Source organism: Nocardia sp. NPDC005825 (assembly GCF_040630175.1).
GTDB lineage: Bacteria > Actinomycetota > Actinomycetes > Mycobacteriales > Mycobacteriaceae > Nocardia.
The window spans coordinates 24,500-38,342 of the sequence record NZ_JBEXXC010000020.1 but is presented as its reverse complement, the minus strand read 5'-3'; the positions used below and the strand labels follow the sequence as shown (position 1 = coordinate 38,342).

The 13,843-nt window shown below is 68.8% G+C and carries 13 protein-coding genes; 7 read left to right on the top strand and 6 right to left on the bottom strand.

Features of this window, described 5'->3' with window-relative positions:
• Window positions 1–17: 17 nt before the first annotated feature.
• A complete protein-coding gene (gene ugpC, locus ABZ382_RS33405; RefSeq protein ID WP_357097411.1) occupies window positions 18–1,088 on the bottom strand; it encodes a sn-glycerol-3-phosphate ABC transporter ATP-binding protein UgpC in 1,071 nt (356 codons plus the stop codon).
• A gap of 117 nt (window positions 1,089–1,205) precedes the next feature.
• Here ugpC and ABZ382_RS33400 point away from each other — a divergent pair, with 117 nt between their 5' ends.
• The 3 genes from ABZ382_RS33400 to ABZ382_RS33390 all read left to right on the top strand — a co-directional run bounded on the left by ABZ382_RS33400 (window position 1,206) and on the right by ABZ382_RS33390 (window position 4,580).
• The gene (locus tag ABZ382_RS33400; RefSeq protein ID WP_357097409.1) at window positions 1,206–1,982 is read left to right on the top strand and encodes an LLM class F420-dependent oxidoreductase; all 777 of its coding nucleotides are present in this window, start codon (window positions 1,206–1,208) and stop codon (window positions 1,980–1,982) included.
• 82 nt (window positions 1,983–2,064) lie between these two features.
• The gene (locus ABZ382_RS33395; protein ID WP_357097407.1) at window positions 2,065–3,858 is read left to right on the top strand and encodes an ABC transporter substrate-binding protein/permease; all 1,794 of its coding nucleotides are present in this window, start codon (window positions 2,065–2,067) and stop codon (window positions 3,856–3,858) included.
• Window positions 3,855–4,580: an amino acid ABC transporter ATP-binding protein gene (locus ABZ382_RS33390; RefSeq protein WP_357097405.1), complete on the top strand. Its 726-nt coding sequence runs from the start codon at window positions 3,855–3,857 to the stop codon at window positions 4,578–4,580. The genes ABZ382_RS33395 and ABZ382_RS33390 overlap by 4 nt, the downstream gene beginning before the upstream one ends.
• 15 nt (window positions 4,581–4,595) lie before the next feature.
• Here ABZ382_RS33390 and ABZ382_RS33385 read toward each other — a convergent pair whose 3' ends face one another.
• Together ABZ382_RS33385 and ABZ382_RS33380 are read right to left on the bottom strand one after the other, a co-directional pair.
• A complete protein-coding gene (locus ABZ382_RS33385) occupies window positions 4,596–5,270 on the bottom strand; it encodes a glycoside hydrolase family 25 protein (protein WP_357097403.1) in 675 nt (224 codons plus the stop codon).
• Between the two features lie 140 nt (window positions 5,271–5,410).
• Window positions 5,411–6,751 (bottom strand): glycogen debranching protein, encoded by a 1,341-nt coding sequence (locus tag ABZ382_RS33380; RefSeq protein ID WP_357097401.1) that lies wholly within the window; start codon window positions 6,749–6,751, stop codon window positions 5,411–5,413.
• A gap of 226 nt (window positions 6,752–6,977) precedes the next feature.
• Here ABZ382_RS33380 and ABZ382_RS33375 point away from each other — a divergent pair, with 226 nt between their 5' ends.
• From ABZ382_RS33375 to ABZ382_RS33365, 3 genes are all read left to right on the top strand, one after another.
• Window positions 6,978–7,682 carry an SDR family oxidoreductase gene (locus tag ABZ382_RS33375; RefSeq protein ID WP_357097399.1) on the top strand — a complete coding sequence of 235 codons (705 nt, stop codon included), beginning with the start codon at window positions 6,978–6,980 and terminating at the stop codon, window positions 7,680–7,682.
• 85 nt (window positions 7,683–7,767) lie between these two features.
• Entirely contained in the window at window positions 7,768–8,568 is an 801-nt protein-coding gene (locus ABZ382_RS33370; RefSeq protein WP_357097397.1) for a polysaccharide deacetylase family protein, read from the top strand.
• Between the two features lie 54 nt (window positions 8,569–8,622).
• Window positions 8,623–9,405, top strand: a complete 783-nt coding sequence (locus tag ABZ382_RS33365) for a polysaccharide deacetylase family protein (RefSeq protein ID WP_357097395.1) — start codon at window positions 8,623–8,625, stop codon at window positions 9,403–9,405.
• 103 nt (window positions 9,406–9,508) lie between these two features.
• On the opposite strand, the gene leuS is transcribed toward ABZ382_RS33365, so the two are convergent.
• A complete protein-coding gene (leuS, locus tag ABZ382_RS33360; RefSeq protein ID WP_357097393.1) occupies window positions 9,509–12,382 on the bottom strand; it encodes a leucine--tRNA ligase in 2,874 nt (957 codons plus the stop codon).
• Between the two features lie 161 nt (window positions 12,383–12,543).
• Between leuS and ABZ382_RS33355 the strand changes: the two genes are divergently transcribed.
• A complete protein-coding gene (locus tag ABZ382_RS33355) occupies window positions 12,544–12,948 on the top strand; it encodes an SdpI family protein (RefSeq protein ID WP_357097391.1) in 405 nt (134 codons plus the stop codon).
• A 1-nt stretch (window position 12,949) separates the two neighbouring features.
• On the opposite strand, the gene ABZ382_RS33350 is transcribed toward ABZ382_RS33355, so the two are convergent.
• Window positions 12,950–13,381 carry a GNAT family N-acetyltransferase gene (locus ABZ382_RS33350; RefSeq protein WP_357097389.1) on the bottom strand — a complete coding sequence of 144 codons (432 nt, stop codon included), beginning with the start codon at window positions 13,379–13,381 and terminating at the stop codon, window positions 12,950–12,952.
• Window positions 13,382–13,395: 14 nt separating this feature from the next.
• Window positions 13,396–13,818, bottom strand: a complete 423-nt coding sequence (locus ABZ382_RS33345) for a hypothetical protein (RefSeq protein WP_357097387.1) — start codon at window positions 13,816–13,818, stop codon at window positions 13,396–13,398.
• Window positions 13,819–13,843 lie beyond the last annotated feature (25 nt).

The window sequence follows — 13,843 nt, the reverse complement described above, 5'->3', positions numbered from 1 at the left end:
GGTGCGAACCTGACCGGTCAGTGCAGCCGGCTGCCGTCCTCCGGGTGGAAGAAGTAGGTGTGCGCCGGGTCCGCGACCAGCGAGAGCTGTGCGCCCTTGGTCGGCGGGTTGCGCCAATCCGCGCGCGCCACAATCGATTCCCCCTCACCGAAGGTGCGGCCGTAGATGTAGGCGTCGGAGCCCAGCTCCTCGACCACGTCCACCTCCATGGCGATGCCCGCTCCGGTGCCGACCAGGTCCAGGTGCTCGGGCCGGACGCCGACCACGACCCGCTCGCCGGTGGCCGCCGCCACCGAGCGCGGCAGCGGCAGCGGGCAGCCGCCCAGCGTCACCGAGCCGTTGCCGACCGGCAGTGTGAACAGGTTCATGGCGGGCGAGCCCATGAAGCCCGCGACGAACAGGTTGGCCGGATCCCGGTACAGGTCGCGCGGGGACGCGCACTGCTGCAGCAGCCCGTCCTTGAGCACCGCCACCCGGTCGCCCATGGTCATGGCCTCGACCTGGTCGTGGGTGACGTAGACGGTGGTGGTGCCGAGCCGGCGCTGCAACTGGGCGATCTGGGTGCGGGTCTGCACGCGCAGCTTGGCGTCCAGGTTCGACAGCGGCTCGTCCATCAGGAACACCTGCGGGGACCGCACGATGGCGCGGCCCATGGCGACACGCTGGCGCTGACCGCCGGACAGGGCCTTGGGCTTGCGGTCCAGGTAGGGCTCCAGGTCCAGCAGCTTGGCGGCCTCGAGCACACGCTGCTGCCGCTCTTCCTTGGAGACCTTGGCCATCTTCAGCGCGAAGCCCATGTTCTCGGCCACGCTCATGTGCGGGTACAGCGCGTAGTTCTGGAACACCATGGCGATATCGCGTTCCTTGGGCTCGGCGTGCGTGACGTCCTTGTCCCCGATCAGGATTCTGCCGTCGCTCACCTCCTCGAGCCCCGCGAGCATGCGCAGCGAGGTGGATTTGCCGCAGCCCGAGGGGCCGACGAGCACCAGGAACTCGCCGTCGGCGATCTCCAGGTTCAATGCGTCGACGGCGGGCTTGCCCGAGCCGGGGTACAGCCGGGTGGCCTGGTCGAAAGTCACCGTTGCCACGGTTAACACTTCCCTTCACCGGCAGGAACGTGCCGGACGATCCGAGTTCGAGGGTCGGCCCCAGAGCGTAGCCGAGGGCAGAATGGGCGGCAGTGATCACTGAGACCAGGAGCATTCATGAGCCGACCGGTTCGTATCGGAGTCCAGCTTCAGCCGCAGCACGCGCCCGACTACGGGTTGATCCGGGACGCGGTGCGCCGATGTGAGGACATCGGGGTGGACATCGTCTTCAACTGGGACCACTTCTATCCGCTGTACGGCGATCCCGAGGGCGCGCACTTCGAGTGCTGGACCATGCTGGGCGCGATCGCCGAGCAGACCGAGCGGGTGGAGCTCGGCGCGCTGGTCACCGGCGGCGGCTACCGCAATCCGGACCTGCTCGCCGATATGGCGCGCACCGTGGACCACATCAGCAACGGGCGGCTCGTGCTCGGTGTCGGCGCGGGCTGGTTCGAGAAGGACTACGACCAGTACGGGTACGAATTCGGCACGGCCGGAAGCCGTCTCGCGCTGTTCAAGGAGTCGATGGCCCGCATCACCGACCGGCTGGCCAAGCTGAATCCGCAGCCGGTGCGCGATATCCCCATCCTGATCGGCGGCGGCGGTGAGCGGAAGACGCTGCGCCTGGTCGCCCAGTACGCCGACATCTGGCACAGCTTCTCCGACCTCGACGTGCTGCGGCGCAAGACCGGCATCCTGGACGAGCACTGCGCCGAGGTCGGCACCGACGCCGCGGCAATCGAGAAGTCGGTGTCCTGGCCGGGCCTGGACCAGGCCGGCGACTATCACGCGGCGGGCGTGACCCTGTTCACCGTGAGCTCCGGCGGACCCGACTACGACACCGCACGGATCCAGGAGGCGGTGGCCTGGCGCGACCGCGTCAATCAGGGGTAGATCGGGCGCGGAGGGTGACTCTTCCGAATCGGCGTGAGGCTAAACCTGGAGTGGCAAACATCCGGCACTAGGGTGATTTGCCATGGTTTCCTTGCGGCACCTGGCGGGTGTCCTGCTGATAGGGCTGGTCGGCGTCGCCACGCTCGGCGTGGGCGGCGCGGCGGCCGACGACCGTGATCTGTGTTCGCCGCCCGGTCCGGCGGCGGCCAGCGCGGCGCCGACCAACCTGGCCGCGGGGCAGCAGAACCGGAGCGCGGACCGGTTCACGACGCCTGCCACGGTGCCGCTGAACACGATCGACGTCACCAAGCTGGGGCTGCTCACGCCCGGCAAACTGAGCGTCGGAACCCTCTCGGACGCCCCGCCGAGCATCTGCGTGAACTCCAAGGGCACGTTCACCGGCTTCGACAACGAGCTGCTGAAGGCGATCGGCGCGAAACTCGGCCTGCAGGTGGAGTTCACCGGCACCGAGTTCGCGGGCCTGCTGGCCCAGGTCGCCAACGGCCGCTTCGACATCGGCTCGTCCAGCATCACCACCACCGACGCGCGGCGGCAGCTGGTCGACTTCACCAATGGCTACGACTTCGGCTACTTCTCCCTGGTGGTGCCGAACGGCAGCGCCATCCACGGCTTCGGGGACCTGAACCGGGGCAAGCGGATCGGCGTGGTGCAGGGCACCGTGCAGGACGAGTACGTGGTCAACGAACTGCACCTGGATCCGGTGAAGTTCCCCGACTACAACACCGCCTACGCGAACCTGAAGTCCGGGCAGATCGATGCCTGGGTGGCGCCCTCGCAGCAGGCCATCGGCGCGATCAAGCCGGGCGACCCGACCTCGATCACGCAGAACACGTTCAGCGTCAACAACTTCACCGCCTGGGCGGTGCGCAAGGGGCATCAGCCGCTCACCGACGCGCTCAACGCGGGCCTGGACGCGGTGATCGCGGACGGCACCTACGCGAAGCTGTACGAGAACTGGGTGCCGCGCGAACTGCCGCCGGGCTGGAAGCCGGGCTCCAAAGCCGCGGCCGCACCGCAGCTTCCGGACTTCGCGAAGATCGCGGCCGAACACGCGGGCGACCGGTCCGGTGCGGGCACGGCGCAGCCGAAGTCGACGCTGCGGCAGCTGAAGGACACGTTCTTCGATTGGTCGTTGTATCGCAAGGCGTTCCCGGACCTGATCAAGACGGGTCTGCCCAATACCTTGATCCTGGCGCTGGTTTCGGGCCTGCTGGGCACCGTGCTCGGCATGCTGCTCGCGGTGGCGGGGATCTCCCGCACCCGCTGGCTGCGCTGGCCCGCACGGGTTTACACCGATATCTTCCGCGGCCTGCCCGCCGTGGTGATCATCCTGCTCATCGGTCTGGGCGTGGGACCGGTGGTCAAGGGCATCACCGGCAACAACCCGTACTGGCTGGGCGCGGTGGCGCTGGCGCTGCTGGCCTCGGCCTACATCGGTGAGATCTTCCGGTCCGGCATCCAGTCGGTGGAGGCCGGGCAGCTGGAGGCGGCCCGCGCCATCGGATTCGGCTACCGGCAGGCCATGACGCTGGTCGTGATCCCGCAGGGCGTGCGCCGGGTGCTGCCGGCGCTGATGAACCAGTTCATCGCGTTGATCAAGGACTCCTCGCTGATCTACTTCCTGGGCCTGCTGGCCTCCCAGCGCGAACTGTTCGCGGTGGGCCGGGATCTCAACGCGCAGACCGGGAATCTGTCGCCGCTGGTGGCCGCGGGCCTGGTGTACCTGCTGCTGACGGTTCCGCTCACGCACCTGGTCAACTACATCGACAAGCGCATGCGCGACGGCCGCCCCGCCGGCGGCGATCCCGCCGAACCGGTCGAACAGGCCGTCATCACGGAAGGGCGTGGAGCATGAGTGCCTCCCTCACCGGCACCGGCCTGCGATTTACGCTGGGCGGCACCGAGATCCTGCGCGGCGTGGACGTGCACGTGGACGCGGGCAAGACCACCACGGTGATCGGGCCGTCGGGGTCCGGCAAGTCGACGTTGCTGCGGGTGCTGAACCGGCTGCACGAACCCGACTCCGGCGACATCCTGCTGGACGGCGCGTCGGTGCTGGGTGAGAACCCGGACCGGCTGCGGCAGCGGATCGGGATGGTGTTCCAGCACTTCAACCTGTTCCCGCACCGGACCGTCGCCGACAATGTGGCGCTCGGTCCGCGCAAACTGCACGGGCTGTCCAAGGAACAGGCGCGGACGCTGGCTCTGCAGCAGCTGGAGGCGGTCGGGCTGGCGGGGAAGGCGGACGCGCGCCCCTCGTCGCTGTCCGGCGGTCAGCAGCAGCGGGTCGCCATCGCCCGGGCCCTGGCGATGAAGCCGGACATCATGTTCTTCGACGAGGCCACCTCGGCGCTGGATCCGGAGCTGGTGAAGGGCGTGCTCGCGCTCATGTCGGAGCTGGCGAGCGGCGGCATGTCGATGATCGTGGTCACCCACGAAATGAGCTTCGCGCGTTCGGTGTCCGACCAGGTCGTGTTCATGGATCACGGCCGGGTGGTGGAAACCGGCACACCCGAGGCGCTCTTCGAGAACGCGGAAACCCCTCGGCTGCGCCAGTTCCTGTCCCAGGTGCTGTGACCGGCTCTCGGTCGGTCAGCTGCTGCCCGCGAAGGGCAGGTTCGCGTAGCGGGCGAAGTCGCCCTGGGCTCCGCTGTAGATGTTCATGTCCACGCCCGCGGCGATGCCGGGGATCCGGCCGGCGTCGGTGGTCTGCCAGAACGTCCAGTGCGGCCAGCCGCCCGGGACCTCGGGCTGGTCGTTGCCGCGGTAGTCGGCGATCCACAGCGGGTAGGCGGTGAACTCGTTGGAGTCGGCCATGGCCGTCTGCCAGAAGCGCGGATAGGTGTAGATGATCGGCATCCGGCCGGTCAGGGCGCGGACCGTGTTGAGGTAGCGGTGGGTCCAGTCGATGAGCGCGGCCGGGGGCAGACCGCCGGAGTCCTCGAGGTCCAGCACCGGCGGCAGGTCCATGGGCCCGTTCTGGCCCAGCACCAGGGCCGAGTAGAACGCGGCCTGCGCCTCGGGGAGCAGGTTCGGGCGCGCGAAGTGGTAGGTGCCGCGCGCGACGCCGGCCACCCGCATGGACAGGCTGTCCTGCACGAAGTACGGGTTCACGTAGTTGAGGCCCTCGGTCGCCTTGAGCATGGCGAACGAGTATCCGGCGGCGCGCACACCGAACCAGTTGATGCTGCCGCCGCCGGGGTGCTGCCATGAGGCCACGTCCGGGCCCTCGATATCGGCGGCAGCCACCCCGGCGGGGGTAGCCATGAGGATGCCTGTAGCCGCGACAGTTAGCACTTTCATCAGTGTGCGTCCGGTCATGCGTGAAAACGCTAGGCCGAACCGCCGCCGGAGCGGTGAAGGCGCGACTGTCTAATTCGCCAATCGTTAGCCGATTCGTGCGTTGGTCAGCCGAGCCAGTCCAGCACCGACGCCGCGGTCCAGGACTGCTGCATGCTGCCCAGGGGCTCACCGGTGAACGGCTCGTAGTACTCGGCGAAGCTGCCGTCACTGGCCTGGCGCAGTCCCTCCGCGCGCAGCATGAACGAGCGCTCGGCCCAGCCGCGGCGGGCGAACACCCAGGAGAACAGCCAGCTGATCACCGGCCACACTGGCCCGCGCCAGTACTCGCGGGACCGGAAGTCCCGCGCCACCGGGGAGGTCGACGGCGGCAGCGCGTAGCGCAGATCGGGGTGCCCGCACCAGCGCGGGCCCTCGAACAGCCGCAGCAGCCGCCGTTCGGCGTCGCGGGGGAGTCCGCCGCTGAGCAGCGGCGCGAAGCTCGCGAGGGTCTCGGTCTCGATCCATTTGTCCGCGCGCACGTCGAAGTCCCGGGCCACGCCGGTGCGCGCGTCGGTGGTGGCGATCACGCCCGCGCGGAAGTAGTCGGCCCACTCGTAGAGTTCGCGCACGTCCGCGTGCGGCTGCTTGTAGTCCTCGCCGATATTGGCGAGCACGTCGCAGGCCAGCGCGAAGATGGCGGTCACGAATACGTCCTCGACCGCGAAGCTCATGGTGGAGGCCAGCTGGTAGTCGTCGTACCCGGCGCGGCGCATCTGCTCGACCAGCCACAGGTACCGGTCGTACTCGCGGTCGGAGGGACGCTGGGTGGGATCGCCCACCACCTGGGTGTCGGCGCGCTGGTACGGCGGCAGGTCCGGACCGGGAATCACGTTCTCGTAGGCGCGATCCCAGCGCGGCGAGTTGTCCATGCCGGATTCCCAGCCGTGGTAGAGCGTGATTCGCCCGTGCTGCTTGGGATCTCGCGCGTAGGCCAGCCAGCGGTGCCAGCGCATCAGGTCGGGCCAGCGCCGGTTCAGGAAGTCCTCGGCGACCGCACGGGTACTGCGCCCGTGCCGGCGCGAGTGGTCCAGAATCCGTTGCACCGCAATGGCATGCACGGGGGGCTGGGTGATTCCCGACGTGTCGGGGCCGTCGGGCGCGTCGGCGGCGAGGCGGCGGCATTCCCAGCGGGCGGGCCCGGGGAAGTAGCCGTCCACCCCATTGGCGAAGACGATGTGCGGGATCATCCCGTTGCGCCACTGCGCCGACAACAGGGTGTCCAGTTCCAGGGCCGCGCGTTCGACGCTGAGCGGCGCCAGACCGACCGCTACGAATGCCGCGTCCCAACTCCACATGTGTGGATACAGCTTGGGCGCGGCGCTGGTCATGGTGCCCAGGTCGTTGCCGCGCAGCAGGTAGGCCGCGCGGGCCGCGAGCTGGGTGGGCGTGAATCCCGGGTGTGTCATCGCCCTATTCTGCGCCGGTACCCGTAGGTATGCGCGATAGGGCGAGGCGGTGTGGCTCGACGCTCGGTGGATCGTGGATGACGCGTGGACAGTGGACTGCGCTGGGTCGCCCGTGGACGACTCCGGATCGCCAGATTGCACTTCGTTCGCCTTCTCATGAATCAGCTAGCGGTGGTGTGCCCGTCCGGAGCATCGCCGGACCGGCGCGGCCGGTTACGGTGATCACATGGCGAATTCCGCGAGGCCCGAATCCGACCGGCCGACAGCGTTGATCACCGGGGCCAGCCGGGGGCTGGGGGCGGCGATTGCGCGGGAACTGGCTCCGGCACATCGATTATTGCTGGGCGCGCGCACGCAGCAGGCCCTGGAACCGGTGCTGCGCGAGCTGCCCGGCAGCGCCGGATGGCCGGTCGATCTCACCGATTACGCGGCGGTGGCGCGCGCGGTGGACGGCATCGAACGGCTGGATGTCCTGGTGCACAATGCCGGGATCGCCGACCTGGGAACGATAGCCGATTCGTCGGTGGCGCAGTGGCGGAATACGTTGGAAGCCAACCTGATCGCGGTCGCGGAGTTGACCAGACTGTTGCTGCCCGCGCTGCGCGCCGCCAATGGCCATGTGGTGCTGATCAATTCGGGCGCCGGCCTGCGGGCCAATCCGGGCTGGGGCGTGTACGCGGCCAGCAAATTCGGTTTGCGCGCCTTCGGTGACGCGCTGCGGCTGGAGGAAACGGCCTTGCGGGTGACCTCGGTGCATCCGGGGCGGATCGACACCGACATGCAGCGCGAGATCATCGCGGGGGAGGGCCGCGACTACGACCCGAACGAGTTCCTCACCGCGGAGACGGTGGCGCGAGCGGTCCGCAATGCCGTGGAGACCCCGCGCGACGCCCATCCGACCGAGATCGTGCTGCGTCCCATCGCCCGCTGAGAGGAACCTGAATTTACGCGCTGAATTGCGATCATTTCGCACAGAATTCGTGCCCGGTTCACGCCCTATGGATATAACGAACGCGATGGACAGACGACAGCTGCTCGCGATGCTCGCCGCGGGCACTGCGGCCGCCTTGACCGGGTGCTCTTCGGAGGGCCCCACCCCGAAGGTGACCCCGCGGATCAGTGGACCCGTCGCGACGCCTACGCCGTCCGCGGCGCCGAAGTCGATCGCCGGGCCGCCCGCCGCCCAGAAGTCCGCGATTCCCGCGGGCACGATCACGGCGCTGCCCGGACACGGCAACAGCCTGGCCCTCACCGTCGACGACGGCGCCAGCCCCGAGGTGGTCGGGGCCTACGTGAAGTTCGCCAAGGACACCGGGGCTCGCTTCACCTTCTTCGTCACCGCGTACTACGACTCGTGGACCACCCACAAGGCCGCCCTGCGGCCGCTGGTGGAGTCCGGTCAGATCCAGCTGGGCAATCACACCTGGGACCACCCGGACCTGACCAAGCTGTCCACGACCGAGATCGCCGCCCAGCTGACCAAGACGAAGTCCTTCCTGCACAACAACTTCGGCGTGGACGGGACTCCCTATTTCCGGCCCCCCTTCGGCCGCCACGATGCTACCGTCGACAAGGTGGCAGCCGATCTCGGTTACACCGTCCCCACCATGTGGTACGGCTCGCTGTCCGACTCCGGTGTCATCACCGAGGACTATCTGATCGAGTGCGCGCAGAAGTACTTCAACGCGCAGGCCATCGTGATCGGCCACGCCAACGCCCCCGCCGTGACGCACTGCTACGACCGTCTGGTCGAGATCATCCGTGCGCGCAACCTTTCGCTGGTGACGCTCAACGACGTGCTGGTGTCACCGGCCTGACGGCTGCGCCGGGGGGCGCGGGAGTTTCGTTCGGAAGAGTGATTGAAGGTCGAGATGGACAGACGTCGGCTGTTGACGTTGCTGGCTGCGGGTGGGGTCGCCGGATTGCTGGGAGCGGGGGAGGCCCGCGCCGAATTCCCCTTCGATACCGGGTCTTCCGGGATCGTGCCGCCATTGCCCGGGGTGACACCGGATTTCGGGCCCAAGACGCCGATCGGGCGGGGCACCATCCAGGCGCTGCCCGGCGACGGAAACCATATGGCGCTCACCATCGATGACGGCGCCAGCTCCGAAACCATCGGCGGATTCATCGATTTCGCGCGCAATACCGGCGCGCGGCTCACCTTCTTCGTCACCGCGTACTACCCGGGCTGGCTCGATCACCGGGATGCGTTGCGCCCCATGGTCGATTCCGGGCAGATCCAGCTCGGCAACCACACCTGGGACCATCCGGACCTGACCCGGCTGTCCGGCGGCGCGATCGCCGACCAGCTGAACCGGTGCAAGGACTTCCTCTGGGATCAGTACGGTGTGGACACCACGCCGTACTACCGCCCGCCCTTCGGCAGGCACAATGCCGGCGTCGACGCGGTGGCCGCGGACTGCGGCTACACCGTCCCGACCATGTGGTACGGCAGCCTGAGCGACACCAATACGGTGATCAACGAGGGCATGCTGCTCGACGCCGCCCACCAGTGGTTCCGGGCGCAGTCCATCGTCATCGGCCACGCCAACCGGCCGACCGTCACCCACATCTACGACCAGCTCATGGACATCGTCCGTGAGCGCAACCTGCAACTGGTCACCCTCAACGACGTTCTGATCCCGCCGCGGTAGCTCCAACTCTCGGAGGCTCTCAGGGGCTTCGCCCCCGAACCCCCGAAAAAGTCAGGCCCGCATGCGCACTGCGCATGCGGGCCCGAAATGTTCGGGAGTCGGGTCAGGCGACGATGTTCACCAGGCGGCCGGGCACGACGATGATCTTGCGCGGCGGCTTGCCGCCCAGCAGCTCGGCGATCTTCTCGTCGGCCAGGGCGGCAGCCTGGACCGCGGCCTGATCGGCGTCGGCAGGGACGCTGATCCGGCTGCGGACCTTGCCGTTGACCTGGATCGGGTACTCGACCGAATCCTCCACCAGCAGTGCGGGATCCGCCTTCGGGAAGGGGCCGTGGGCCAGGGCGGTGTGGTGGCCCAGGCGTTCCCACAGTTCCTCGGCCACGTGCGGGGACATCGGGGCCAGCATCAAGACCAGCGGCTCGACCAGCCGGCGGGGAGCGCCGTCCCCGTAGTTCTTGGTCAGGTAGTTGGTCAGCTCGATCAGCTTCGCGCCCGCGGTGTTGTCGCGCAGGTTGGCGTAGTCGTCGTCGACTCCGGCGATGGTCTTGTGCAGCAGGCGCAGCGCCTCGGCCGAGGGCTCGGCGTCGGTGACCTTCAGCGCGCCGGTCTCCTCGTCCACGGTCAGTCGCCACACGCGCTGCAGGAAGCGGTGCGCGCCGACGACGTCCTTGGTCGCCCACGGGCGCGAGGTGTCCAGCGGACCCATCGACATCTCGTAGAAGCGGAAGGTGTCCGCGCCGTACAGGTCGCACATCTCGTCGGGGGAGATGGCGTTCTTCAGCGACTTGCCGATCTTGCCGTACTCCTGGAACACCCCCTCCTCGGTGCCGGAGGCATTGGTCCAGAAGAACTTTCCGTCCCGCTCCACGACCTCGGCGGCGGGCACGTAGGCACCGCGCTCGTCGGTGTAGGCGAAGCCCTGGATGTAGCCCTGGTTGAACAGGCGGCGGTAGGGCTCGAAGCCGGACACGTCACCCAGGTCGAACAGCACCTTCTGCCAGAAGCGCGCGTACAGCAGATGCAGCACCGCGTGCTCCACGCCGCCGACGTACAGGTCCACGCCGCCCGGATCCTTCGGACCGTGCTCGGCGGTCCGGGGGCCCAGCCAGTACTTCTCGTTCTCGGGGGCGCAGAAGGCCTCGGTGTTGGTCGGGTCCGCGTAGCGCAGCTGGTACCAGGAGCTGCCCGCCCAGTTGGGCATGACATTGGTGTCGCGGCGGTACTTCTTGGGGCCGTCGCCCAGATCCAGCTCGACGTGCACCCATTCGGTGGCCTTGGCCAGCGGCGGGGACGGCTCGGAGCCGGCGTCGTCCGCGTCGAAGGTGACCGGCGCGAAGTCGTCCATCTCCGGCAGCGTCACCGGCAGCATGGATTCCGGCAGCGCGTGCGGCGCGCCGTCCTCGTCGTAGACGATCGGGAAGGGCTCGCCCCAGTAGCGCTGGCGGGCGAACAGCCAGTCGCGCAGCTTGTACTGGACGGTGCCCCTGCCGTGGCCGTCGGACTCCAGCTGGGTGATCACCTTGGCCTTGGCGGTGTCGATGTCCAGGCCGTCCAGGTATCCGGAGTTCACCAGGGTGCCGTCACCGGAGTAGGCGGCCTGCGAGATGTCGCCGCCCGCCACGACTTCCACGATGGGCAGGCCGAAGGCGGTGGCGAACTCCCAGTCGCGCGGGTCGTGGCCGGGGACGGCCATGATGGCGCCGGTGCCGTAGCCGGACAGCACATAGTCGGCGATGAAGATCGGGACGCGGGCGCCGTTCACCGGGTTGGTGGCGTAGGTGCCCAGGAAGACGCCGGTCTTCTCCTTGTTCTCCTGGCGCTCCAGATCCGACTTGGCGGCGATCGACTTGCGGTACGCCGCAACGGCTTCGGCCGGGGTGTCGGCATTGCCGAAGGTCCAGCGGGCCTGGGTGCCGGACGGCCAGGTGTTGCCGGTCAGCCGGTCCACCAGCTCGTGCTCGGGCGCGACCACCACGTAGGTGGCGCCGAACAGGGTGTCGGGGCGGGTGGTGAAGACCTCGATGATGTCCGAGCCGGCCTCGAACTTGACCTGCGCGCCCCGCGAGCGGCCGATCCAGTTGCGCTGCATGGACTTCACGTTCTCCGGCCAGTCCAGCTCGTCCAGGTCGTCGACCAGGCGATCGGAGTAGGCGGTGATGCGCATCATCCACTGCCACAGGCGCTTGCGGAACACCGGGAAGTTGCCGCGTTCGGAGCGGCCGTCGGCGGTGACCTCCTCGTTGGACAGCACGGTGCCCAGGCCCGGGCACCAGTTGACCATCGAATCGGTCTGGTACACCAGGCGATGGGAGTCGACCACGGCGTTGCGCTCGACCGGGGACAGGTCGGCCCAGGCCCGGCCGTCGGCGGGCGACCGCTTGCCGGAATCGAATTCGGCGATCAGCTCGGTGATCGGGCGCGCCTTGTTCAGGCCCTCGTCGTACCAGGCGTTGTAGATGCGCAGGAAGATCCACTGCGTCCACTTGTAGTACTCGGGGTCGGTGGTCGCGAACGACCGGCGGCGGTCGTGGCCCAGGCCCAGCCGGTCCAGCTGCCGCTGCATGGTCGCGATATTCGACATGGTGGTGTCGCGCGGGTGCGCGCCGGTCTGCACCGCGTACTGCTCGGCGGGCAGGCCGAAGGCGTCATAACCCAGCGCGTGCAGCACATTCCGGCCGTGCATGCGGTGGTAGCGGGCGAACACGTCGGTGGCGATGTAGCCCAGCGGGTGCCCGACGTGCAGGCCCGCGCCAGACGGGTACGGGAACATGTCCTGGATGAACAGCTTGTCGGCGGGAACGCCGGCGGCCAGCGGGCCCACCGGGTTGGGCGCGAAGAAGGTGCCGCGCTCCTCCCAGTTGCGCTGCCACTTGCGTTCGACGCGGCCGGCGAGGTCGGCGTTGTAGCGGTGTGCGGGAACGTCGCCGCCCCCCGCCGCGGTCGCGGTGGGTGTTTCGGTTGCACGGGTGTCCTGCACGGTCCTGCCTTCGCTTGTCCAGCCAATCCCCGATAAAGGTCGCTCACCAGGGTAAAACGTCGGTACCTCGGGCCCCAAAAAGGGTCGAGGCTGCTCCCGCCACCGGTGTCCGGAGCAGGCCCGCGGCGGGTCCCCACCGGCCTGACAGGTACCGTGGCGGGGTGTTCGTCGTGGCGCTGATCCTCTTTGTCCTCGCGGCTGTGGCCGTGGTCACGGGCGTGCTCGGACTCACCGGCACCCTGCCCGGCAACCGCTATTTCGGGGTGCACTCCGACGCGGCGCTGAAGACCGAGGAGGCCTTCAAGCTGGCCAACAAGGTGGCGGGGCCGACCTCCATCGTCGCGGGTCTGCTGCTCGCGGCGAGCGGCGCGGTGGCGCTGGTGTCCGGGGGCGTCCCGGCCCTGGTGCTCGCGGCGGTCGCCCTGGTGATCGCGCTGTTCACCATGGGTGCGGGCGCGGCGGCGGCGGAGAAGGCCATCGCGAACGCGTTCCCGGAGGAGAAGGTCGGCGGGTGCGGCAGCGCCTGTGGCGGGTGCTCGCTGCGCGACACCTGCGAGACCGCCTGACTCAGTCGGTGAGCGAGCGCCGCATCCAGATGTGCGGGATGCCCGCGTCCATGCCGATCTCCCCGAACCGCCGGTAGCCCAGCTTCTCGTAGAAGCCGGTGGCGTGGGTCTGCGAGTGCAGTTCGATCGCGACCAGTCCGCGGGCCCGCGCCCGCTCCTCGATGGCCCGGACCAGGGCCGCGCCGAGTCCGGTGCCGCGGGTCTCGGCCAGCACGGCCAGCCGCCCGAGGATCCCGATCCCATCGCGCACGATGAGCCGCCCGGCCCCCGCAGGCCGGCCGTCCAGCAGTCCCAGGAAATGATCGGCGACCTCGTCGAGCTCGTCGATCTCGATCTCCTCCGGCACGCCCTGCTCGGCGACGAAGACCTTCAACCGCACGGCGTAGGCGTCGGCGAGTTCCCGCTCGGTGCTGACGGTGACGACCTCGATCATGAACCCAGCATGCCTCAGTGCGCCGGATCGCTCGCCGAGGGTTCGCCCGCGCAGGGCGGGGTCGGAATGCCCCGCGAGAGCGGGCTGCCCTTCGGATTCACGTAGAACACGGTCAGCATGACGGGCCGCCCGCCGCTGTTGCGCGCCAGATGCGCGTGCGCGGCACCGCTGGGTTCCCGGAAGACTCGCCACGGCCGCACCGTGACGGGCGTGCAATCCGCCCGCGGATGGTCGAGTGCACCACCGGTGACCAGAACGAACAGGGTTCCGTCGTGGTAGTGCCAACCGGTCCGGCCGCCCGGCTGGAGGATCGTCTGTCGCAGCACGAATTCCCACCGCGCCACACCGAATCGGAACAGCACCCGACTGGCCGTCCCGGCCGCCGGTGCGGGATTGGGCCGGAAGCCGTGTCGCGGATCACGCCGGAAGAAGACCACGATCCATCATTGCCGATCCGATCGG

What these genes read in the sequence shown, in the direction of transcription:
- ABZ382_RS33400 (WP_357097409.1), top strand. Translation starts at nt 1,206, where the DNA reads ATGAGCCGACCGGTTCGTATCGGAGTCCAGCTTCAGCCGCAGCACGCG.
- ABZ382_RS33395 (WP_357097407.1), top strand. Translation starts at nt 2,065, where the DNA reads ATGGTTTCCTTGCGGCACCTGGCGGGTGTCCTGCTGATAGGGCTGGTC.
- ABZ382_RS33390 (WP_357097405.1), top strand. Translation starts at nt 3,855, where the DNA reads ATGAGTGCCTCCCTCACCGGCACCGGCCTGCGATTTACGCTGGGCGGC.
- ABZ382_RS33385 (WP_357097403.1), bottom strand. Translation starts at nt 5,270, where the DNA reads ATGGCTACCCCCGCCGGGGTGGCTGCCGCCGATATCGAGGGCCCGGAC.
- ABZ382_RS33380 (WP_357097401.1), bottom strand. Translation starts at nt 6,751, where the DNA reads ATGACACACCCGGGATTCACGCCCACCCAGCTCGCGGCCCGCGCGGCC.
- ABZ382_RS33375 (WP_357097399.1), top strand. Translation starts at nt 6,978, where the DNA reads ATGGCGAATTCCGCGAGGCCCGAATCCGACCGGCCGACAGCGTTGATC.
- ABZ382_RS33370 (WP_357097397.1), top strand. Translation starts at nt 7,768, where the DNA reads ATGGACAGACGACAGCTGCTCGCGATGCTCGCCGCGGGCACTGCGGCC.
- ABZ382_RS33365 (WP_357097395.1), top strand. Translation starts at nt 8,623, where the DNA reads ATGGACAGACGTCGGCTGTTGACGTTGCTGGCTGCGGGTGGGGTCGCC.
- ABZ382_RS33350 (WP_357097389.1), bottom strand. Translation starts at nt 13,381, where the DNA reads ATGATCGAGGTCGTCACCGTCAGCACCGAGCGGGAACTCGCCGACGCC.